Here is a 20,050-nt window from a genome sequence, read left to right as displayed (position 1 = left end):
CTGGCTATGCACTACCACCGTATTCCCCACAGCTCACTTGAGATAAGCACGCTTGGGCTGGGCACTATGACGTTTGGTGAACAAAATAGTGAAGCCGACGCCCACGCACAGCTCGATTATGCCGTAAGTCAGGGTATCAACCTGATTGATGTCGCCGAGATGTATCCGGTTCCGCCACGCCCGGAAACGCAGGGTTTAACCGAGACTTACGTCGGTAACTGGATTGCTAAACGCGGCAATCGTGAAAAGCTGATACTGGCCTCCAAAGTGAGCGGCCCTTCGCGCAATAACGACAGCGGCATCCGCCCGAATCAGGCGTTGGATCGCAAAAATATCCGCGAAGCCTTGCACGATAGTCTGACCCGTCTGCAAACAGATTACCTGGATTTGTACCAGGTACACTGGCCACAGCGCCCAACCAACTGTTTTGGCAAGCTCGGCTATAGCTGGGCCGACTCTGCACCGGCGGTTTCCCTGCTGGAAACCCTGGACGCGCTTACCGAATTTCAGCGCGCCGGGAAAATTCGCTATATCGGCGTCTCCAATGAAACGGCCTTCGGCGTGATGCGTTACCAGCATCTGGCGGATAAACACGACCTGCCGCGCATCGTCACCATTCAGAACCCCTACAGCCTGCTAAACCGCAGCTATGAAGTCGGTCTGGCGGAAGTGAGTCAGTTTGAAGGCGTGGAACTGCTGGCATATTCCTGCCTGGCTTTCGGTACCTTAACCGGGAAATACCTCAACGGCGCGAAACCCGCCGGGGCGCGCAATACGCTGTTTAGCCGCTTTACGCGCTACAGCGGCGAGCAGGCGCAGAAAGCGGTGGCGGCGTATGTTGATATCGCTAAACGTCACGGCCTCGACCCGGCGCAGATGGCGCTGGCTTTTGTACGTCGTCAGCCGTTTGTCGCCAGCACCCTGCTGGGCGCCACCACGCTTGACCAACTGAAAACCAACGTCGAGAGCTATCATCTTGAGCTGAGCGAAGAGGTGTTAGCGGAGATTGAAGCGGTGCATCAGGTTTATACCTATCCGGCACCGTAATTCCCCGGCCTGACGTTTTGCGTCGGGCCTCGTTTTTTCAGAATTCATTCACACGTTTTTGTCACGTTTTTCTTAACGATGCGCAATAGACTTGCACTCACGCCACGCAGGCGTTTTTCTTCGTTAAGGACAACTATGTTTATTTTAAAACCGCTTCCCCTCGCCCTGCTTCTGGCAGGCGCGTCTGTTTCATCGGCCTGGTCTGCGCAGCTTACGCAGCCGCTTTCGCTTAAAGAAGTAACCGTCTACCTGCGCGGCGCGAGCCTGCAAAGTGAAGAGACCCTCAATCTTCCCGCCGGAGAGAGCGAAATTACCTTTACACAGGTTGCCGATTCCTTGCTTTCTGACAGCATCGCCATCGCCATGGACAACGGTGTCACCGTGCTCTCTTCGCAGTTGATACAGCAAAGCGTCCAGCCAAAAGCGGATCTACAGCAGCAACTCACATGCGCGAAGCAGGAGCTTGCGGAGCTTATCGCAGAGAAAAACAACATCAATGCGCAAATAAAAGTGCTGGAAGATAACCGTTCGCTCACTAACAAAAGCGCTGCTGAGGTAGGCAAATACCTTCAGATGGTGAAAGAGAGAAACGGCGAGCTCCTCCTTACCGCCAGTAAGCTGGAACAACGGATAGCGGAAAAAGAAACCGAAATTGACGAGCGTGGTCAGCAACACGATTTCTCGGGCGATGTTTATCGCAATCAGATTGTGGCGCGAATCTATACCCCAAAAGCGGTCAGTAGCCATGCCGTCGTTCGTTATATGACGCCGCAAGCCACCTGGGTGCCTTCGTACGATATTCACGCCAGCGCCATCAACCAGCCGCTGCGCCTGGTCTATAAGGCCAGCATTCGTCAGCATTCGGGGCTGGCGTGGAAAAACGTTAAGCTGGTGCTTTCCACCAGCGAGCCGGATACTCGTCTGACGATACCGCGCCTTGAAACGCAGTACGTGGATGTCCGCGACGAGAGCAATATAATCTCGGGCTATGCTGGCGGCAGCAGCTCAGTTGATACCGCCTTCCAGCAATCGCTGGCGCACAAGGAAGCGAGGGTTCGCGACGAAGCCTATGCCGCCGCAAAAGCCGCCGCTGATGCAAAAGCAAAATCCCCTGGTCGCTACAAAGCGTCTGCCACAAAGCCTGCGAATAACTTCACGGCATTGAACGTGCGTTACGCGCTGACCCTTCCCTGGCAAATCGACAGCGATAACAACGCGCGCACGGTGGTGATTAAAGAAGAGTCTGTCTCCGGCGACTATCGCTTCTTTGCGATTCCGAAAATCAGCAACGATGCCTATCTGCAGGTGCAGATTAACGCGTGGGAAGATCTGAATTTAATCCCCGGAGAAAGCCAGATTTTCTTTGGCAACAATCGCACCGGCGTCGGCTATTTACAGCCACCGGAAGATGGTAAATCACTGAACATTCAGCTTAATCGTGACCCGAAACTGATTATTCAGCGTAAAACGGTACAGAAGAAAGAGAATGCGGTCTCTATCTTTAACGACAATGCGATACGCAACTTCAGCTATACCCTGAACGTGAAAAACAGCTACGCCGAAGCCGTGGATTTAACCCTTCTCGACCAAATCCCGGTCAGCGCCAACAGCGATATTACAGTGGAAAATGTCCAGTATGGTCAGGCGCAGTACAATACCAAAACCGGAGAACTGAGCTGGAAACTGCATCTGGCGGGGAAAGAGAGCACCAGTTTGCCGTTCTCGTATGCCGTGAAGTATCCGAAAAATGCTACGCCGTCAGGCATGTAAACTCAGCGGGTGGCGTTAAACGCCACCCGATTCATGCTTACCGCCGGTGCCCCCACAGCCACAGGCCGATAATCGCCAGCGCAAACAATACGCCAAAACCAATGCCCACGCCAACCACCGGAATACCGACCATCACCGCCAGGGAATAGAGCGCGAGCATAATCAACATCGCACTGTTTTCGCCGAGGTTTTGCACTGCAATCGCGTTCCCCGCGCCAACCGTGTGTTTACCGATATCCTGTAATAACGCGTTCAGCGGAACCACAAAGAAACCACCGCAAATCCCGATGATAAACAGTAATCCATAGGCTGGCAGAATCGCGTGTTGCAGGGCAAAAATTGCCACCACAACGCCAATCAACACCCCCGCAGGCATACAGCGGGCAACGGTTTTCAACGTAACCAGTTTTGCCGCCGCCCCGGCACCGACCACAATCCCGACGGCAACCATCGCATTGAGATAAGTCGGCGTGGCGTTATCAGTAATGCCAAGCGCCACCGGAACCCACAGCACCAGCAGGAAGCGCAACGTGACGCCAGCCCCCCAGAACAGGCTGGTACCCAGTAAGGAGAAACGCGACTCACCGTTACGCCACAGGGATTGGCAGGCGCTGAAGAAGCTGCGAGTCATTGGGCGAAAACGCCACGACTGCCCCGGACGCGCCGCCGCAAGCTTCGGAATAAACAGGTTCGCCACCACCGCGCCGCCATAAGCCAGCGCACAGGCAGACAGCGCCGCAATCACGTGCCAGTCGGCCAGCACGCCGCCCGCCACCGAGCCAATCAGGATCGCGGCAATAGTCGAGGCCTCCATCAGGCCGTTGGCTTTCACCAGCTTATCCCCGGTGGTCAGCTCGCCAAGAATGCCGTATTTCGCCGGGGAATAACCCGCCGCGCCAATCCCCACAAGCAGATAACCAATAAATGGATTCACACCCAGGCAAATACTGGCCGCTCCAATAAGCTTCAGACCGTTAGTCATCATCATGACGCGGCCTTTAGCAAAACTGTCCGCAATCTGGCCCACAAACGGCGCAAAAAGAATGTAAGCGCCCACAAACACCATCTGTAAGACAGGCTGGCTCCAGTCTGGGTAAAACTGCTGCTTCATCAGCGCCAGGGTGGCAAACAGCAATGCGTTATCCCCGAACGCCGAGAGGAACTGGGCGGCAATCACCGCCATCATGCCTTTCGACCATATGGAGGTGTTAGTGTGTACTGACTCACTCATTATGCTGTTCTGCCTCTTCAACCATACCTTTGAGCGTGACAAAATCTGGCTTGCCGCTACCCAGCAGCGGCATCTGTTTCAGCCAGCGAATATCACGTGGCACCGCCAGCTCCGGTACGCCATGAGCCCGTGCGTACTGCAACAGTTTGTCGCGGGTAAGCTCATTATCGGTGGTAAACAGCACCAGCGCCTCCCCTTTACTGGCATCCGTTTTCACGGCCGTGGCATGCATTTTCTCCGGCGAGACCGCCAGCGCCACCTGTTCGACCATCTCCAGCGACACCATTTCACCCGCAATTTTAGCGAAGCGTTTGGCGCGGCCCTGAATTTGCACAAAGCCCTGCTCGTCAAAGGCGACAATATCACCCGTGTCGTACCAGCCCTCTTCCAGCTCGCCGTGTTGGTTTTCTGCGCTCGGTTTCTCCAGTACGCCTGGATTTTCCACGCGCAGGTAGCCGGTCATGATATTCGGCCCCTTCAGTTGCAGGCGTCCGCCTTTATCAATCCCCGGTATCGCCAGTAAACGCGCGTCCATTCCCGGCAGGATACGACCCACCGTGCCCGGCTTCGCCGCCATCGGCACGTTAATGGAGACCACTGGCGCACATTCTGTTACGCCATAGCCTTCCAGAATGCGCAGGCCGAATTTGTCCTGCCATATCTCTTTGGTGCTTTGCTGGAGTTTTTCCGCTCCCGCCACCACGTAGCGCAAACGGTAAAAATCATACGGGTTAGCGAATCGCGCATAGTGCCCGAGGAAAGTCGACGTGCCGAACAGTACGGTGCAGTTCCGGTCATAAACCAGTTCCGGCACGATGCGGTAGTGCAGCGGACTTGGATAAAGGAATACTTCCGCCCCGGTCAGCAGTGGCGTAAACAGCCCAACCGTCAGGCCGAAGGAGTGGAACAGCGGCAGCGCCGACATAAAGCGATCGTTGGCGGTAAAGTCAGCGATGGTTTTAATCTGCTCGACGTTCGCCAGAATACTTTTATGGCTGTGTACCACGCCTTTCGGGTTCCCCTCAGAACCCGAGGTAAAGAGAATAATCGCCGGGTCTTCCGGTTTTTGCGCCACCTGCGCCAGGCGCGGCAGCAACAGGCGCGAGAAGATCCACAGCTTATCGCCAGTCGTCACATCGCCTTTTAAATCTTCGAGGAACACCCAGCGTACCTGGGTTAACTGTTCGGTGAGATGCCAGAGTTTGCCCTTATCAAGGAAGGTGCGCGAGGTGAAAATCGTCTTCAGTTCAGCCGCTGTAATCGCACTGGAGAGCCCCTTCACGCCAGCGGTATAGTTCATCATCGCCGGAATACGCCCGCGCGCAATCGCGCCGAAGATAACCGCTGCGCTGATCCCCGCGTTGGGCAGCATCAGGCCGATGCGATCGCCTTTTTGGGTGTATTTCTCAAGGATACGCGCCACAAACAGGGTTTTAGTCATCAGTTTGCGATAGCTATCGGGCTGGAAATTAATGTCTTCCACACACGGTTTTTTCGCGCCGTAACGGTATTGCGCGTTAATCAGTGATTCAAACAACGTTTCACGCGGGCGCACCGCCATCCGCGCTTCCATCATAATTTGATGTAGCATCTCACCGGCAATTTTGCGGCGATCGCGCGCGCGCGGCGCATCCGGCATGTCGATGCGCGTAGGCGGCAGAAGATGCAGCTGGATCTGCGGGAAGAGACGCTGTTTTACCAGCCCTTTCAGGCGACTGAAGTAGGTGAGTTCTGCGCCTTCAATGCGTACCGGGATAATGGTCGCGCCCGATTTTGCCGCGACAAAAGCGGCGCCGTCGTAGATTTTCATCAGCGAACCAGAGACAGAAATGCGCCCTTCCGGGAAAATGACCACCGGACGCCCCTGCTCAATCAGGCGCACCAGGTGCTTGATAGACATGGGTTTGGTGGGGTCGAGAGGCACAAAGTCGATGAGTGGCGCCAGCCAGCGCATAAACCATTTTTGCGAAATCGAAGAGTAGACCGCAAATACCGGGCGCACAGGCAGGAACAGCGCCAGCAGTATGCCGTCAATAAATGAAACATGGTTTGGGGTAATCAGCACCTTCGATTGCGTTAACGCCGCTGTGTCGCCAGTCATCCTGACCCGAAACAGAACCTTAAAAAGCTGCCGGAAAAAGCCAATAAGCATACCAACTCCTTTTGCCAAAGTTTTCTCTGCAAGCAGGGTACATGAGAAAACAGCGGAAAAGCAGCAAACCCCGATTTTTTGACAAAAAAAAACCTGCGCATCTGCGCAGGTTGGTGTAATTCAAGTCAGTCCACCTTGCGGAGGACTTCACCTATCAATACCTCTGGGATAACCAGAGTAACAATCCCACAAGGCGTTTCTCCAGCGGAGAACCGCAACAGCCCTTCGCAAAGTGTAAGCAAAAGTTTGTATTCGTTTTTTTCGAATTATCTGCCGATAGCACGCTTAACGATGCAGGGCGGATGCACAGGAAAACGATCCCAACCTTGAACCTGCGCGTAATTTCCGTAACACTACAGGTGTGTAACCGTTTACCCATCAATTAAGGCAGTGTATGGCGACTATCAAAGATGTGGCTCGACTGGCTGGCGTCTCTGTCGCCACCGTCTCCCGCGTAATCAACAACTCCCCGAAAGCCAGCGATGCCTCACGTCAGTCGGTTTTTTCGGCCATGGAAACGCTCAATTATCATCCGAATGCCAACGCACGCGCCCTCGCGCAACAGTCCACGGAAACCGTCGGCCTGGTCGTCGGAGATGTATCCGATCCTTTCTTCGGCGCAATGGTAAAAGCCGTGGAACAGGTGGCATACCACACGGGCAACTTTTTGCTGATCGGTAACGGCTATCACAATGAATTAAAAGAGCGTCAGGCGATTGAACAGCTCATTCGCCACCGCTGTGCAGCGCTGGTGGTTCACGCCAAAATGATCCCCGATGAAGAGCTTATCGGGTTAATGAAGCAGATGCCCGGCATGGTGCTGATCAACCGTATCTTACCGGGGTTTGAAAAACGCTGCGTGGCGCTGGATGACCGTTACGGCGCATGGCTCGCCACCCGCCATTTGATTCAACAGGGACATACCAGGATTGGCTATATCTGCTCGAACCACGCCATTTCCGATGCGGAAGACCGCTTGCAGGGATATTACGACGCGCTAAAAGAGAACGGGTTGCCTTGTCATGACAGGCTAGTGACCTTCGCTGAACCCGACGAAAGCGGCGGCGAACAGGCGATGACGGAACTGCTGGGTCGAGGGAAGCACTTTACCGCCGTGGCCTGCTATAACGACTCGATGGCGGCAGGCGCCATGGGTGTACTGAATGATAACGGCATCGACGTTCCACAAGAGATTTCACTGATTGGATTTGATGACGTGCTGGTGTCGCGCTACGTCCGCCCACGCCTGACGACCATCCGCTACCCCATTGTCACCATGGCGACACAGGCGGCTGAACTGGCGCTGGCGCTGGCGGAAAATCGCCCCCTGCCTGATGTGACGCATCTGTTTAGCCCTACGCTGGTACGCCGCCATTCGGTTTCAGCGCCTGCGGAAGGGGATAAGGCCTAGGTGTTCAGACGGGTAGCGCTGCGCGCGCCCGTCTTATTCTTCTGTTGTTCAACGTGTAACTCATATTAACTCTCTCAAACCGCCGCAACGCCAACTAGCCCGGGCGCTTTTCCTAAAAAATCCTGTTTATGCATTGCCTCTCATTTAGTTTTAGTTTTTATGGAAATAATAAATGAATTTTTTTGTTAAGGAGGCTTCAGCATCATGGCTAACGTTGTTTATCTCACCCTTAAAGGTGAAACTCAGGGACTTATATCTGCAGGATGCTCTTCCTTAGAATCAGTGGGAAATAAGGCACAAGTCAGCCATAGAGATCAAATACTTGTTTACGCACTTTCCCATTCAATAAGCAGGATACAAAACGTCAATCACCACGAGGTGATTATAGTGAAGCCTCTCGATAAGTCATCTCCATTGTTAGGTAAAGCGATTTCTGATAACGAAACTTTAGAATGCGAATTTGATATCTATCGCACCTCTCCTGAAGGACGTAATGAACGTTGTTATCAAATAAAACTCACCAAGGCCCATCTAACCAACATAGACTTTGTTATTCCACACTGCATTCTTGAACCGGAGGGTGAAATGCAGGAGAAAGTCGCTTTTTCCTACGAATCTATCAACTGGGACCACAATATTGCCGGCACCTGTGCCTTTAGTTTTTGGCAAGATCGTATTCTTTAATATCTGGATATGGATTACCACATGGAGTGAGTAAATGCTTAGAAATGATAGTATGGGGGACTATTTAGGCGATATATTATCTGGACGGCAACAGATCAATAGCCTCTACCCCGAACACGCATTCTTACAATCTCTTCCACTGCTGGAAGAGATGATGGAAAATAATACACAATACTTTCTGTTGCTGACTATTGATGAAGCTCAGGGCGTTGTAAATGATTTAATTGGATACACCGATGATTTTATGTCATATCGAATGGGAGCGGGTAATATTAAAGATGCCTGGAATGGCTTGCGAAACACAACATTACTCATGACCTGGCGAGATACAAATAAAATTTGTCTTAATCTTAGAGCTCTCTTCATCAAGGCTACACCGTACCGGGTTAATGGGGTTGAATATATTAAAATCAGCGGCTATTCCGGCCTGCGCAGAATACTTAACAGTACACGTTACCGGGCAAATAATCTCCAGATGCTGGAACTGGGGATTGGTAGGAGAGGCATACAATCAGCGATTATTAATGGTGCCAAATTTTGTATCTAATTTTCACTGGCATGGCGGGGAGTTGAGTTAATACTAAAGTCAGAATATAATCTGATTGATTTTTTAGGGGATATAGCAATGGATGCTGCCAAGCTGGTAGTTTCCAGTCTGGCAACACTTATCGTTTGGAACCTATTAATTTTATCACCACTATCAATAATTATAACCACAGGACTAATCTTGTCGTTTAATATAATAGCAAATGCAAAACTTAACAAACTGGATTGTAGTTTAGGGGCATCCGTAAAATTAAAAAGCATCATCAAAGATGCGTTTATCGAACAGTCTCGAAATCAGTATTGGCATAGAGAACACTTTGGTCATGAAAACTACTTTCTTTATCAGGTCAGGAACTAGTAAGAATGTCACAAAAGATAAAAAACAAAATTAAAAACACAATCATTTCATTCTGGGACAAAATAAAGATACCATTCTCTGGAGTTTTTGTAATTATATTGGCAATATGGTTTATAAAATCAACAGTTGAAGATATGGCCATATATCAGTTTACATCTATCTTTCACTATGGACAGATTATTTACTTCAACGGTTATCAAATAGTTCTTCCTCTAGGCATTCCCATTTTTTTATTTGCCATGATAAGCATAGGGCTTTCTTTTTTTAAGAAAGGTAAGACCCTAAGAAAAATAGACTTTATCATGAATTTCATTACTTTAGTTTTAATCATATTCATATTTCTTACTCAATTCCTTTGTCTGCTCGTCACCATCTGGCTGGATGTATTCTCCCCCTACAGAGCATGCGAAACAGAAGCCCTAAGGTATTTTTATGTTCGGGATCTCGGAGACTGTCAACGCCTGGTGTGGGAAGAGACGCACAGAGAGTGAGACGGCAATACGTGTGCTCAACCGCCTCGCTGTTCATGCACTTCGCTTCAAAAACCGTGATCCCGATAGTTATTTGCCGCGTTCTCAAGGCATATGCCCCTGAATGTCTGTGATAAACTGCGGAAATCACGTGGCATCAGGAACAGACAATGACAACAATGCTGGATGTCTCAATTCGCGCTGGCGTTTCGAAAGCAACGGTTTCCCGCGTCTTGAACGGCACAGGTCAGGTAAAAGAGAGCACCCGTCAACAGGTGTTCAAAGCAATGGAAGAGCTGGGCTACCGGCCAAATTTTCTGGCGCGCTCGCTGGCAAACCGCACCAGCAACAGCATTGGGCTGATTGTCTCCACTTTTGACGGCTTCTATTTTGGCCGCCTGTTACAGCAGGCATCACGCCAGACGGAAGTGTGGGGCAAGCAGTTGATTGTCGCCGACGGGCACGACGAGCCAGAGCGAGAAAAGCAGGCGGTGCAGATGCTGGCGGATCGCCAGTGCGATGCGATTGTGCTCTACACTCGTTTTATGAGCGAAGAAACCATCATGTCGCTCATCGATTCCATTCCCATGCCGCTGGTGGTGATCAACCGCGACGTCAGCCAGGCGCGCGAGCGCTGCGTCTTTTTCGAACAGCAGGATGCCGCGTTTCAGGCAGTGGAATACCTGATTTCCCAGGGCCATCGGGATATCGCCTGTCTCACCGTTCCTATTCACACCCCCACCGGGAAAGCGCGTTTAGAAGGCTATCGCAATGCGCTGGAGAAACATGGCATTGCATGGGATCCCGCGAAGGTGAAATATGGCGATGCAGGGATGACCTGCGGGTATGAAAAATGCAACGAGCTGCTGGCCGAAAAGGTGACATTCAGTGCGCTGTTTGCCTGTAATGATGATATGGCGCTGGGCGCGTCCAAAGCGTTACACCAGGCGGGGCTGCATATTCCGCAGGATATTTCGCTGTTTGGCTTCGATGACGCGCCGAGCGCGAAATGGCTCGAACCCGGGCTTTCAACCGTCTATCTTCCCATCGATAACATGATCGTCACGGCTATCGATCAGGCCATCAGGCTCGCCAACGACGAGCCGATTGAAACCATCCCGCCGTTTACCGGCACGCTGGTGTTGCGCGACACGGTCGCTGCGGGGCCGTTTTACGACAGTTCCAGCGCCAGCAATTCCTGAATGGTCTGGCGGCGGCGAATTAAACGCGCTGCCCCCTTATCAAACAGCACTTCCGGCAGCAGCGGGCGACTGTTGTAGTTCGATGACATTGACGCCCCGTATGCGCCCGTATCGTGCAGCACTAAATAATCGCCCGGCTTCACCGCAGGAAGCGCGCGCGTTTCCACTTTGCCACCTTCCTGTTGGGTAAACACATCCCCTGATTCACACAGCGGCCCGGCCACCACCGTTTCAATCAGCGGTGCCTGTGACAAATCACGCCCGTCGGCCGCCAGCGCTGAAATGTGGTGGTAGCTGCCGTACATCGCCGGACGCATTAAATCGTTAAACCCGGCGTCGATCAGCACGAAGTGACGACTGCCCATCGCTTTCACGCTGCGCACCTGCGCTACCAGCACGCCGGACTCCGCCACCAGGAAACGGCCCGGTTCGAGTTCCAGTTTCACCGGATGCCCCAAATGCTTCGCAATCTGGTCACGCGCACCATTCCACAGGCCGTAATAGTGATCGGTGTTGATCGCTTCTTCGCCTTCACGATAGGGAATAGACAGCCCACCGCCCGCGGAGATCGCCTCCAGATCCTGACCAAATTCAACAACCTGACGCACCATCGCGCCGCATACCTGCTCCAGGTGGGCATAGTCCACACCGGAACCGATATGCATGTGAATCCCCACCAACTTGAGCTGATAACGCTGAATGACCTCCAGCGCGGCAGGCAGATCGCTGTACCAGATCCCGTGTTTACTGTTTTCGCCACCGGTATTGGTTTTCTGGCTATGGCCGTGACCAAAGCCCGGATTGACACGCAGCCACACGCGATGACCAGGCGATACCTCACCCAGTTGCGCCAGCATATCAACGGAACCCGCGTTAACCGGGATCTTCAGTTCATGCACACGCGCAAGCGTAGCTTCATCGATCATATCCGCAGTGAAAACGATATCGTCGGAATGCTCACCCGGTTGATACCCCGCCACCAGCGCGCGCTCAATCTCACCTAATGACACCGAATCAACCTTAACGCCCTGTTCACGCATCAAACGCAGAATATGCGTGTTAGAGCACGCCTTCTGGGCGAAACGCACCACATCAAACTGGCTCAATTTGGCAATCTGCTGGCGAATAATCTGCGCGTCATAAACCCAAACCGGGCAGCCAAATTCAGCAGGCAGGCGCAGCAGGTTTTCTGCGGTCAAATCGGTGTCGGTACTGTTAAGCGGGCGTGGCATACAAGGCTCCGGGTCAGATAAGGCTTTTAATCGATTACGCCACAGGATAATGGGAATAAAAAATATCGTTTTATGGTAAGTCTATGCAAAAATGATATACCCCTCACCCCGCCCCTCTCCCTGAGGGAGAGGGTTAGGGTGAGGGGAAAAAAACGCACAAACCAGGAGTCTCTCATGCCCGCTGTCAATCTGCGTCACATAGAAATCTTCCATGCGGTGATGACCGCCGGCAACCTGACGGAAGCCGCTCGCCTGCTGCACACCTCGCAGCCGACCGTCAGCCGCGAACTGGCGCGGTTTGAAAAAGTGCTCGGTTTGAAGCTTTTTGAACGCAGCCGTGGCCGCTTACATCCTACCGTGCAGGGGCTGAGGCTGTTTGAAGAGGTACAACGATCCTGGTACGGGCTCGATCGCATCGTCAGCGCGGCGGAAAGCCTGCGCGAGTTTCGCCAGGGCGAGCTGTCGATTGCCTGCCTGCCGGTTTTCTCACAATCGTTTCTGCCGCTACTGATCCAGCCTTTTCTGGCGCGCTACCCGGATGTCAGCCTGCAAATTGTCCCGCAGGAGTCACCGCTGCTGGAGGAGTGGCTTTCAGCCCAGCGCCATGATTTGGGGTTAACGGAAACGCTACACACGCCCGCAGGGACGGAGCGCACGGAATTACTCTCTCTGGACGAAGTCTGCGTTCTGCCGTCCGGGCATCCCCTCGCCGCAAAGCAGATTTTAACGCCACAGGATTTTCAGGGAGAAAACTATATCAGCCTGTCGCGAACGGACAGTTATCGCCAACTGCTGGATTCGTTATTCAATGAACACGATATTCGCCGACGAATGGTAGTCGAAACCCACAGCGCCGCGTCCATTTGCGCGATGGTGCGCGCGGGAGTGGGAATTTCCATTGTCAACCCTCTTACCGCACTGGATTACGCCGGAAGCGGAATTGTGATCCGTCGTTTCACCGTATCCATTCCCTTCACAGTCAATATTATTCGCCCACAGCACCGCCCCGCATCCGCATTAGTCGATGCTTTCACTAAACATATAATTGACGAAAAATCCATCATTCTTGCCCGTTTAAAACAGAGCTTTAATTTCTGAGAGGTGCATGAAATCTACCGACAGCACAATTTGTACAATATCTTATTTTTTTGACAATATAATATTATCAAAAGACAGATCACGCCAAAAAATCACTTCCTTACGCACATCAAGATTTTCTATAAATATACCAACGGCCATAAACAAACAATATTATTATATTTATACTAATATTTATCATTAGAAAAACTAACTTCCACACTCCTCATACCAGAGATAGCATCCGCCGCATAAATTAATTTTATTTACTAATACTGGTGTTTATTCCAGTTTATTTATTATCCGCCACCGTATTAATTTACTCTCAGGTAAAAACAATGATACGTAATTTTAGTCTGTGTACCATTTTAATGGCCTGCGCAGCCCCTGTTTGTCATGCTAACATGTCAGTATACCCCATGTCTGTTGATATGAATGATCAGGGCGAAGGCAGTATCAGAGTAATATCCAGAACTAATGAAATACAATATATTAAATCGACCATACTGATTGTCTCTGACAGAAATACCCCGCAAGAAAAAGAAACTGAAATAAAAACCGGCGACCCTAACGCAATAGTCGTGATGCCGCCAAAATTCGCCCTGCCCGCCGGAGCCAGCAAAATGGTTCGCATTGTCGCGATGGAGCCCGTTCAGGAAGAGGCCACATATCGGGTAAAAGTAGAGGCAGTCCCGCAACTGGATGATCCACTGAATACCGCAAACGTAAAATCACAGGTCACTCTGAATCTTATCTGGGGTGTGCTGGTGAGCGTTCCCCCCGCCCATCCGCAACTGGCGATGAGTTTACAAACCGACGGCAAAATCAGAAATGATGGCAACCAGCGATTCAAAATATTAAAGACCGGGCTGTGTAAGAAAGGCCAGGCCGAGAAAGATTGTGTATGGCAGGAGGTTAATAAAAATATTTACCCTCGCGTCAGCTATACCCTCCCGAACATATTGGGTTACGACCGCGTCGTTGTTCAATATTGGAACTGGATTAATAAGTCGAAGGATTCAAAAGACTTTGCCATCCATTAATTTTTACAACATGGAATATGAATAAATGACACGTACAATTTCTAAATCCTTAATGGCTTTAGCGCTGGTATCCGTAATGGGTTCTGCCGTTGCGGTACAGAAAGATATTACCGTCACTGCAAACGTCGATGCCGCTCTGGATATGACTATGTCGGACAACACTGCGCTGCCGAAGAGTATTGAAATGCAATACTTCCCTGGCACCGGTTTGGCACAGTACTCTCTGCAAACCAGAATCTGGGCTAACGATACCACGAAAGATGTAAAAATGAGACTGGTCAATGATTTCTTACTGACCAACAACCTGGGCGGTACCACTGTACCAATGACCGTTAAATGGGGCGGTGCAACCCTGACCACAACCGATACCACGCTGACCGCGACCGATCTGTTCCCGAACGGCGCTGATGCGATTAAAACCGGTTCTGTCGCTAAACCTTTGGTTCTCTCTCAGACAACCCAGGGCACCCTGGCTACCGGGACATATCAGGGCGTAGTCAGCATCTATCTGTACCAATAATACGCAAATAAATGCGTAATAAGCCGAAGGGCACCTTCGGCTTATTATTTCGACTCCAGGGACGGTGGCAAATAATGAAAAAAACAGTGCTGGGCCTGCTCATATTCTCTGTACTGAATACAGCGAATGCGCGCATAGATAAAATTCCCCCTGGCTTCGAAGTGATTGTTCTGGGTCAACAGGAGTATGTCGACGTTTACCTGGCCGGGCGCCACCTGGGTAAATTCTTCGCGACCGTCAACATTGACACGGTTAAATTCGAAGCCCCTCAGAAAATCATTGCCGCGATGGCGTTAGATGACGACGATAAAAGCCACCTTCCCGAGCTTACCGCCAGGCTAAGCCAACCGCTGGCGCGAAATGGAGAGCTGGCTTGTTCATCCATTAACAACAGCCCCGGCTGCGGTTATCTCAACCCCGACGATGTGGCGCTGATTTATAATGATGAACAAAACGCAGTCACGCTATTTTTGAATAAATCGTGGTACCCCGATAACAGCAAAAACCTGATGTACCTCACCCCGGCTCATGACGAAAGTGTGGTTAATGCCTTTATTCATCAGCAGGATCTTAACGTTGCTATTCAGGACGATTTTAAATCTGCCTACCTGCAGGGTACCGGCGCGCTGGGCGTGACGGAAAACAGCTATATTGGCGGATACTGGAGCCTGAATAGCAGCGAAAGCGACGGTGAAACCGAAACCAGCGCTGACGTTAACGAACTCTACTACCGCTACGATTTTTTAAGCCGCCTGTATGTTCAGGGCGGCCGCATGGACAGCCGTGGCTTGTTTAATCTCGATGGCGGCAACTTTAACTTCTCTTTTTTGCCGCTTGACGCCTTTGACGGGGTTCGCGCTGGCTCCACCCTGAGTTACCTCAACCGCGAACAGGCAAGTCAGGGGACGCCGGTAACCGTGCTGCTGTCACGCAGCTCCCGCGTTGATGCTTATCGCGACAATCAACTGCTGGGTTCATTTTACCTGAACGGGGGCAACCAGACGCTTGACACCTCGTCATTCCCGGCGGGCAGCTACACGCTGCAATTAAAGATTTATGAAAGCAACCAACTGGCGCGCACAGAGATGGTGCCGTTCACCAAAACAGGCAACCTGAGCGACGGCCATATTCAGTGGTTTATACAGGCCGGTAAACTGGCAGATACCTCCGACTACGATGAGCAGGAGAGAGATAACGCCACCGCAGCCCAGGCGGGGATACGTTTCCCCGTCACGACGCAAAGCGAAATGATGCTCGGCGTCGCCTCTGTGGACAATGATTTTTCAGCCGAGATTAACGGTCACGTCGTGCCGCCACTGGGAGACTTTGGTTTTCTGGATCTGCAAAGCGGCTTTTTCTACAACGATCAGGGCGGACGCGGTAATTTGCAGCAGCTAAACTGGCGCATCGGCAGCGGCCCGGCCATTAACTTTTACCGTAAAGACACCAGCGGCGGACAGTGTTCCGGCGACAGCAATGCCGATGATTACGATCTTAACTGCTTTGAAAGCATCAGCGCCGGCATCACCCAAAATGTGTTTGGCTGGAACCTCGCCCTGAACTGGAACCGCACCCGCAACCATGCCGATTACCACACGCGCTGGGACAACAACAGCGATTTTGCCAGCAACTATTTTAGCCAGACCGACGCCAATACGACCTCTGACAGCGTACAGTTTACCGCCACGCGTTCTTTCAGCTTCAATAACTGGATAGTCAACACCAACCTGGGCGTGTTCACGCGCGATGATGGCGGCAGCAACAGTAACGATAATGGCGGCTACCTGATGTTTACGTTCAACGAAACCCCTCGTCAGGACAACAATGCGCGCAGCCATACCACCACGATCAGCACCGATTACCGCACCAGCAACAATAGCGCAGACCAGGCATCCTGGAACCTGGCCCGCACCTGGTATGACGACAATGTTAACCACCGGGAAGTGGGCGTGACCCTCGGCGGCATCAACACCGACACGCTGGACAGCAGCCTAAACGGGCGAGTTGATGGCCTTTATGGCAACCTGAGCGCTAACCTGAGTGATAGCTACGACCGACAAAACCAGGACCACTCAACGGCATTTACCGGCAGCTACAGTTCCACGCTCGCCATCAGTCGCCACGGCATCCAGATTGGCCGTCCCGGCAACGGTGATCCTTCTGCTGCGGTTCTGGTGGCCGTGAAAAACATTGAGGCGGAGTCTGAGGCACAGCTTTCCATTGACGCTGCGGCAAACGGTAGTAAAGCCAGCCTGACGGGCGATGAGTCAGTTCTTTTCCCTTACAGTAGCTACGAGATGGGCTATGTGGAAGTCAGCGACAGCTCTCGTAAGCACCAGAGCGGGACGACAAATCTGATTACCGGTTCAGGTAAACAGAATCTGATGCTGTTGCCCGGAAAGCTGCGCTATCGCGAGGTGTCCGCTTCGTTTAACTACAACTATATCGGCCGTCTGCTGCTGCCGGATTCGGTGAAACGCTTCCCGATAATTGGCCTGAACAGCGCCATGCTGCTACTGGCTGAAAACGGCGGCTTCACGCTGGAAATGCCGGGCGCGTCGCAAGATCTCTACGTGCTTGCCGGACAATCTTTCCTGAAATGCCCGCTGAAGGTGGTGAAGAAGCGCGCCAGCATTCGTTATGCCGGAGACATCACGTGCTCAGTCATCGCTTACGACCAGTTGCCGCCGCAAATTCAGGTTCAGGCTCAGTTGAAACAGTCGCTGCGTAAACAGGCGCTGGAAACCGCGCAAAGGGAGCGTGTACAATGAAATTAACGGCATTTTTAGGCATTTGTGGTCTCATGGCAGGGGTATCTGGCTACACGCAAGCTGTCACGCCCGTTGGGCCAACACTGTCAGTTTCGACGTTGCAGGAGTACGAGATACCGTCAGGCGCCCCTGCCGATGTTTATCTATGGGATCGTAATTATCCCGGAGAGGCTAATTACAGTGCTGGCCACGCTTCCTATTATTGTTCCGACGCCTCTATTCAGCAAACGTGTACGCACCAGTCTAACGGAACAACCATTTCTATGGTGTTGACGGAAAAACGTAGCCACATGCAGCACAGACTGACATTGCAGGCATACATTGAAAATGCTTACTACGACAGTTCAGACCCCGCGAATGTTGAATATTGCGCTGGCAAAAGAGCGATAAACTCGTATAACGCCTGGTCCTGCTATAATGATGTCCGCGCAGTCAACACCAATACGAAATTACTGACGGTCTACATAACGCAGAGCGAAATGAATGCGCTTCCCATAGGCGGCGTGTGGGAAGGCCAGCTTAAGCTCCAGTATGATGGTGGAAACGATGCGACCTACACCGCCGACATTACCCTTAAAGGGAAATCCACTGGTAAACAAGATATCTTTTTCCCGGAGTTTAACGGGGCTAACCCACTGGTGCAGCTCGATCTGCACCCGACAGGTTCTGTCACCGGTAATAGTTTTGTCGAGGACGTGACCAATCTGGATATGTGTCTTTACGATGGCTACAACTCCAACAGCGACAGTATGACGTTATCGTTCAATGATGAGGGGAAGGCGGCGCCGTCGCGGCGGAACGGCTACTTTTCTATCTATAACACCACGACAGGCGGCACAGACGAAGCGGAGCGGATTGATTATCGCGTTGAGATGTTCAACCCCCACACCAGGGGCTGGATGTCGATAGCAAACACCAATACTTTCACCCTCATGGGTGGTCAAAACGGCATAGATCAGATCCGCCCGGTGCGCCTGCCTACCATCACCTATCCGGTGCTCTGCGCGCCCACGCCGCTGCGGCTGATCGTCGATAAGTTCCGCATCACCGACAAAGCCGCCGGATACTATCGCGGAACCCTGCACGTAGAGTTCAGCCCTAGTCTTAACAGCATTTAATGCAGACAGGGATGGGGAGTCATCTCCCCATCGTTTCGGAAACTCAGGAGAGCATAAAGTCCACCGCATCTGCCGCATGGATAGCCGCCGTGTCGAACACCGGCAGCGGGCTGAGTTCCGCAGGCACCAGCAGGCCAATTTCGGTACAACCGAAAATCACCCCCTGCGCGCCCTGCTCTTTCAGCGCGGAAATAACTCCGAGATAATAATCGCGTGACGCCTCGCTGAAAGTGCCAAGACACAACTCATCAAAAATTATCTGGTTGATACGCGCGCGGTCGTCGCTGTCCGGAATCGGCGTGCTGATAGCAAATTCCTGTTGCAGCCGACCACGATAGAAATCCTGCTCCATGGTGTAACGGGTGCCAAGCAGCGCAACATTACTCATTCCCGCTTTCTGGATTGCGCGTCCGGTCGCATCGGCAATGTGCAGAAACGGCACAGTCACAGCGTGCTCGATTTGATCCGCCACTTTGTGCATGGTGTTGGTACACAGCACAATGCCTTCTGCCCCGGCCTGCTCCAGCCCTTTTGCCGCCTGCGCCAGAATGTCGCCCGCACGCTGCCAGTCGCCGCTCGACTGACAGGCTTCAATCTCGTGGAAATCAACGCTGTGCAGCAGAATTTTCGCCGAATGCAGCCCACCCAGACGCTGCTTTACGCCTTCATTAATCAACCGATAATAGGGGATCGTCGATTCCCAGCTCATCCCGCCTAACAGCCCTATCGTTTTCATTTTTTTTGCCTCGGTTTTTCGCGTGTTTCCCAGTGAAGCAAAGTTGTGATCAACTTTCCACTTCTCCCGCTGTGAATTTCTTTTTCATCCATTCTGGGATAAGTTAAATGAAACATTGTTTCAACTTAATACAGGACTGCCTGATGTTTATTTTTCATAAAGAGACCACCCTTGAAGACCTGGGCGGCGGTGTTACCCGTCGCATCCTCGCTCACGATGGCAAAATGATGCAGGTGGAGGTCAACTTTGAGCAAGGCGCCATTGGCCCGATGCATAACCATCCACACGAGCAACTGACCTACGTGCTCTCCGGCGAATTTGAGTTCACCATCGGTGACGAAAAGCATGTCGTTCGCGCAGGTGATACGCTCTATAAAAAGCCGGATATTATGCACGGCTGTGTCTGCCTGAAAGCCGGTACGCTTTTAGATACCTTCACGCCGATGCGCATGGATTTTCTTAAATAAGAAATTCATTTCACCGCCAGAGGCCCTCTTTCATGAGGGCTTTTTTTTACTTCAAGAAATTAAGCATTAGCCTGTTAACGATTAGCAAATCATTTGTACCATGATTAAAAAAACCATTCTCTGTCTGTTCTACTTCCATACCACCGCAACAGAAATCCTACCCACCTCACTTAATTGAAACATCGTTTCGACTTCGATCACATTTCCATCATTAA

16 protein-coding genes are annotated in these 20,050 nt (G+C 51.8%); 12 read left to right on the top strand and 4 right to left on the bottom strand.

What is annotated here, in order from left to right; translation table 11 throughout:
• Nucleotides 1-6 precede the first annotated feature (6 nt).
• Together VSR74_RS12450 and VSR74_RS12445 are read left to right on the top strand one after the other, a co-directional pair.
• Complete coding sequence (locus VSR74_RS12450) at nt 7-1,047, top strand: NADP(H)-dependent aldo-keto reductase (RefSeq protein ID WP_347795031.1); 1,041 nt, start codon at nt 7-9, stop codon at nt 1,045-1,047.
• Nucleotides 1,048-1,182: 135 nt separating this feature from the next.
• Entirely contained in the window at nt 1,183-2,817 is a 1,635-nt protein-coding gene (locus VSR74_RS12445; RefSeq protein ID WP_347795030.1) for a DUF4139 domain-containing protein, read from the top strand.
• 37 nt (nt 2,818-2,854) lie between these two features.
• Here VSR74_RS12445 and lplT read toward each other — a convergent pair whose 3' ends face one another.
• Nucleotides 2,855-4,048, bottom strand: a complete 1,194-nt coding sequence (gene lplT / locus VSR74_RS12440) for a lysophospholipid transporter LplT (RefSeq protein WP_347795029.1) — start codon at nt 4,046-4,048, stop codon at nt 2,855-2,857.
• Entirely contained in the window at nt 4,041-6,200 is a 2,160-nt protein-coding gene (aas, locus tag VSR74_RS12435) for a bifunctional acyl-ACP--phospholipid O-acyltransferase/long-chain-fatty-acid--ACP ligase (RefSeq protein WP_347795028.1), read from the bottom strand. Before aas ends, lplT begins: the two co-directional genes overlap by 8 nt.
• Nucleotides 6,201-6,594: 394 nt before the next feature.
• Here aas and galR point away from each other — a divergent pair, with 394 nt between their 5' ends.
• The 4 genes from galR (at nt 6,595) to VSR74_RS12415 (ending at nt 10,871) form a co-directional block, all read left to right on the top strand.
• Nucleotides 6,595-7,611: an HTH-type transcriptional regulator GalR gene (gene galR, locus VSR74_RS12430; RefSeq protein ID WP_347795027.1), complete on the top strand. Its 1,017-nt coding sequence runs from the start codon at nt 6,595-6,597 to the stop codon at nt 7,609-7,611.
• A gap of 204 nt (nt 7,612-7,815) precedes the next feature.
• Entirely contained in the window at nt 7,816-8,295 is a 480-nt protein-coding gene (locus VSR74_RS12425) for an Hcp family type VI secretion system effector (RefSeq protein ID WP_347795026.1), read from the top strand.
• 34 nt (nt 8,296-8,329) lie between these two features.
• Nucleotides 8,330-8,842, top strand: coding sequence for a hypothetical protein (locus VSR74_RS12420; RefSeq protein WP_347795025.1), 513 nt, complete (start codon nt 8,330-8,332; stop codon nt 8,840-8,842).
• 997 nt (nt 8,843-9,839) lie between these two features.
• Nucleotides 9,840-10,871, top strand: a complete 1,032-nt coding sequence (locus VSR74_RS12415) for a LacI family DNA-binding transcriptional regulator (protein ID WP_347795024.1) — start codon at nt 9,840-9,842, stop codon at nt 10,869-10,871.
• On the opposite strand, the gene lysA is transcribed toward VSR74_RS12415, so the two are convergent.
• The gene (lysA, locus tag VSR74_RS12410) at nt 10,841-12,103 is read right to left on the bottom strand and encodes a diaminopimelate decarboxylase (protein ID WP_347795023.1); all 1,263 of its coding nucleotides are present in this window, start codon (nt 12,101-12,103) and stop codon (nt 10,841-10,843) included. The genes VSR74_RS12415 and lysA overlap by 31 nt on opposite strands.
• Before the next feature lie 174 nt (nt 12,104-12,277).
• Here lysA and VSR74_RS12405 point away from each other — a divergent pair, with 174 nt between their 5' ends.
• The 5 genes from VSR74_RS12405 to VSR74_RS12385 all read left to right on the top strand — a co-directional run bounded on the left by VSR74_RS12405 (nt 12,278) and on the right by VSR74_RS12385 (nt 18,632).
• On the top strand, nt 12,278-13,201 hold the full coding sequence (locus VSR74_RS12405) for a LysR family transcriptional regulator (RefSeq protein WP_347795022.1): 924 nt from the start codon (nt 12,278-12,280) through the stop codon (nt 13,199-13,201).
• 317 nt (nt 13,202-13,518) lie between these two features.
• Complete coding sequence (locus VSR74_RS12400; RefSeq protein WP_411914256.1) at nt 13,519-14,223, top strand: fimbria/pilus periplasmic chaperone; 705 nt, start codon at nt 13,519-13,521, stop codon at nt 14,221-14,223.
• A gap of 25 nt (nt 14,224-14,248) precedes the next feature.
• The gene (locus VSR74_RS12395; RefSeq protein ID WP_347795020.1) at nt 14,249-14,743 is read left to right on the top strand and encodes a CS1 type fimbrial major subunit; all 495 of its coding nucleotides are present in this window, start codon (nt 14,249-14,251) and stop codon (nt 14,741-14,743) included.
• A 74-nt stretch (nt 14,744-14,817) separates the two neighbouring features.
• The gene (locus tag VSR74_RS12390; RefSeq protein ID WP_347795019.1) at nt 14,818-17,514 is read left to right on the top strand and encodes a TcfC E-set like domain-containing protein; all 2,697 of its coding nucleotides are present in this window, start codon (nt 14,818-14,820) and stop codon (nt 17,512-17,514) included.
• Nucleotides 17,511-18,632: a CfaE/CblD family pilus tip adhesin gene (locus tag VSR74_RS12385; protein ID WP_347795018.1), complete on the top strand. Its 1,122-nt coding sequence runs from the start codon at nt 17,511-17,513 to the stop codon at nt 18,630-18,632. The genes VSR74_RS12390 and VSR74_RS12385 overlap by 4 nt, the downstream gene beginning before the upstream one ends.
• A 43-nt stretch (nt 18,633-18,675) precedes the next feature.
• On the opposite strand, the gene VSR74_RS12380 is transcribed toward VSR74_RS12385, so the two are convergent.
• Nucleotides 18,676-19,368, bottom strand: coding sequence for an aspartate/glutamate racemase (locus VSR74_RS12380; RefSeq protein WP_347795017.1), 693 nt, complete (start codon nt 19,366-19,368; stop codon nt 18,676-18,678).
• Between the two features lie 143 nt (nt 19,369-19,511).
• Here VSR74_RS12380 and VSR74_RS12375 point away from each other — a divergent pair, with 143 nt between their 5' ends.
• The gene (locus VSR74_RS12375; RefSeq protein WP_347795016.1) at nt 19,512-19,835 is read left to right on the top strand and encodes a cupin domain-containing protein; all 324 of its coding nucleotides are present in this window, start codon (nt 19,512-19,514) and stop codon (nt 19,833-19,835) included.
• Nucleotides 19,836-20,050 lie beyond the last annotated feature (215 nt).

The organism is Pseudocitrobacter cyperus, assembly GCF_039889165.1.
GTDB lineage: Bacteria > Pseudomonadota > Gammaproteobacteria > Enterobacterales > Enterobacteriaceae > Pseudocitrobacter > Pseudocitrobacter cyperus.
This window is presented reverse-complemented; position numbering and strand designations above follow the sequence as displayed.

Excerpts from the sequence above, each read along its gene's own strand:
- VSR74_RS12425 (WP_347795026.1), top strand. The coding sequence starts at position 7,816 with ATGGCTAACGTTGTTTATCTCACCCTTAAAGGTGAAACTCAGGGACTT.
- lysA (WP_347795023.1), bottom strand. The coding sequence starts at position 12,103 with ATGCCACGCCCGCTTAACAGTACCGACACCGATTTGACCGCAGAAAAC.
- VSR74_RS12400 (WP_411914256.1), top strand. The coding sequence starts at position 13,519 with ATGATACGTAATTTTAGTCTGTGTACCATTTTAATGGCCTGCGCAGCC.
- galR (WP_347795027.1), top strand. The coding sequence starts at position 6,595 with ATGGCGACTATCAAAGATGTGGCTCGACTGGCTGGCGTCTCTGTCGCC.
- aas (WP_347795028.1), bottom strand. The coding sequence starts at position 6,200 with ATGCTTATTGGCTTTTTCCGGCAGCTTTTTAAGGTTCTGTTTCGGGTC.
- VSR74_RS12395 (WP_347795020.1), top strand. The coding sequence starts at position 14,249 with ATGACACGTACAATTTCTAAATCCTTAATGGCTTTAGCGCTGGTATCC.
- VSR74_RS12420 (WP_347795025.1), top strand. The coding sequence starts at position 8,330 with ATGCTTAGAAATGATAGTATGGGGGACTATTTAGGCGATATATTATCT.
- VSR74_RS12450 (WP_347795031.1), top strand. The coding sequence starts at position 7 with ATGCACTACCACCGTATTCCCCACAGCTCACTTGAGATAAGCACGCTT.
- VSR74_RS12445 (WP_347795030.1), top strand. The coding sequence starts at position 1,183 with ATGTTTATTTTAAAACCGCTTCCCCTCGCCCTGCTTCTGGCAGGCGCG.
- VSR74_RS12405 (WP_347795022.1), top strand. The coding sequence starts at position 12,278 with ATGCCCGCTGTCAATCTGCGTCACATAGAAATCTTCCATGCGGTGATG.
- VSR74_RS12390 (WP_347795019.1), top strand. The coding sequence starts at position 14,818 with ATGAAAAAAACAGTGCTGGGCCTGCTCATATTCTCTGTACTGAATACA.
- VSR74_RS12415 (WP_347795024.1), top strand. The coding sequence starts at position 9,840 with ATGACAACAATGCTGGATGTCTCAATTCGCGCTGGCGTTTCGAAAGCA.
- VSR74_RS12385 (WP_347795018.1), top strand. The coding sequence starts at position 17,511 with ATGAAATTAACGGCATTTTTAGGCATTTGTGGTCTCATGGCAGGGGTA.
- VSR74_RS12375 (WP_347795016.1), top strand. The coding sequence starts at position 19,512 with ATGTTTATTTTTCATAAAGAGACCACCCTTGAAGACCTGGGCGGCGGT.
- VSR74_RS12380 (WP_347795017.1), bottom strand. The coding sequence starts at position 19,368 with ATGAAAACGATAGGGCTGTTAGGCGGGATGAGCTGGGAATCGACGATC.
- lplT (WP_347795029.1), bottom strand. The coding sequence starts at position 4,048 with ATGAGTGAGTCAGTACACACTAACACCTCCATATGGTCGAAAGGCATG.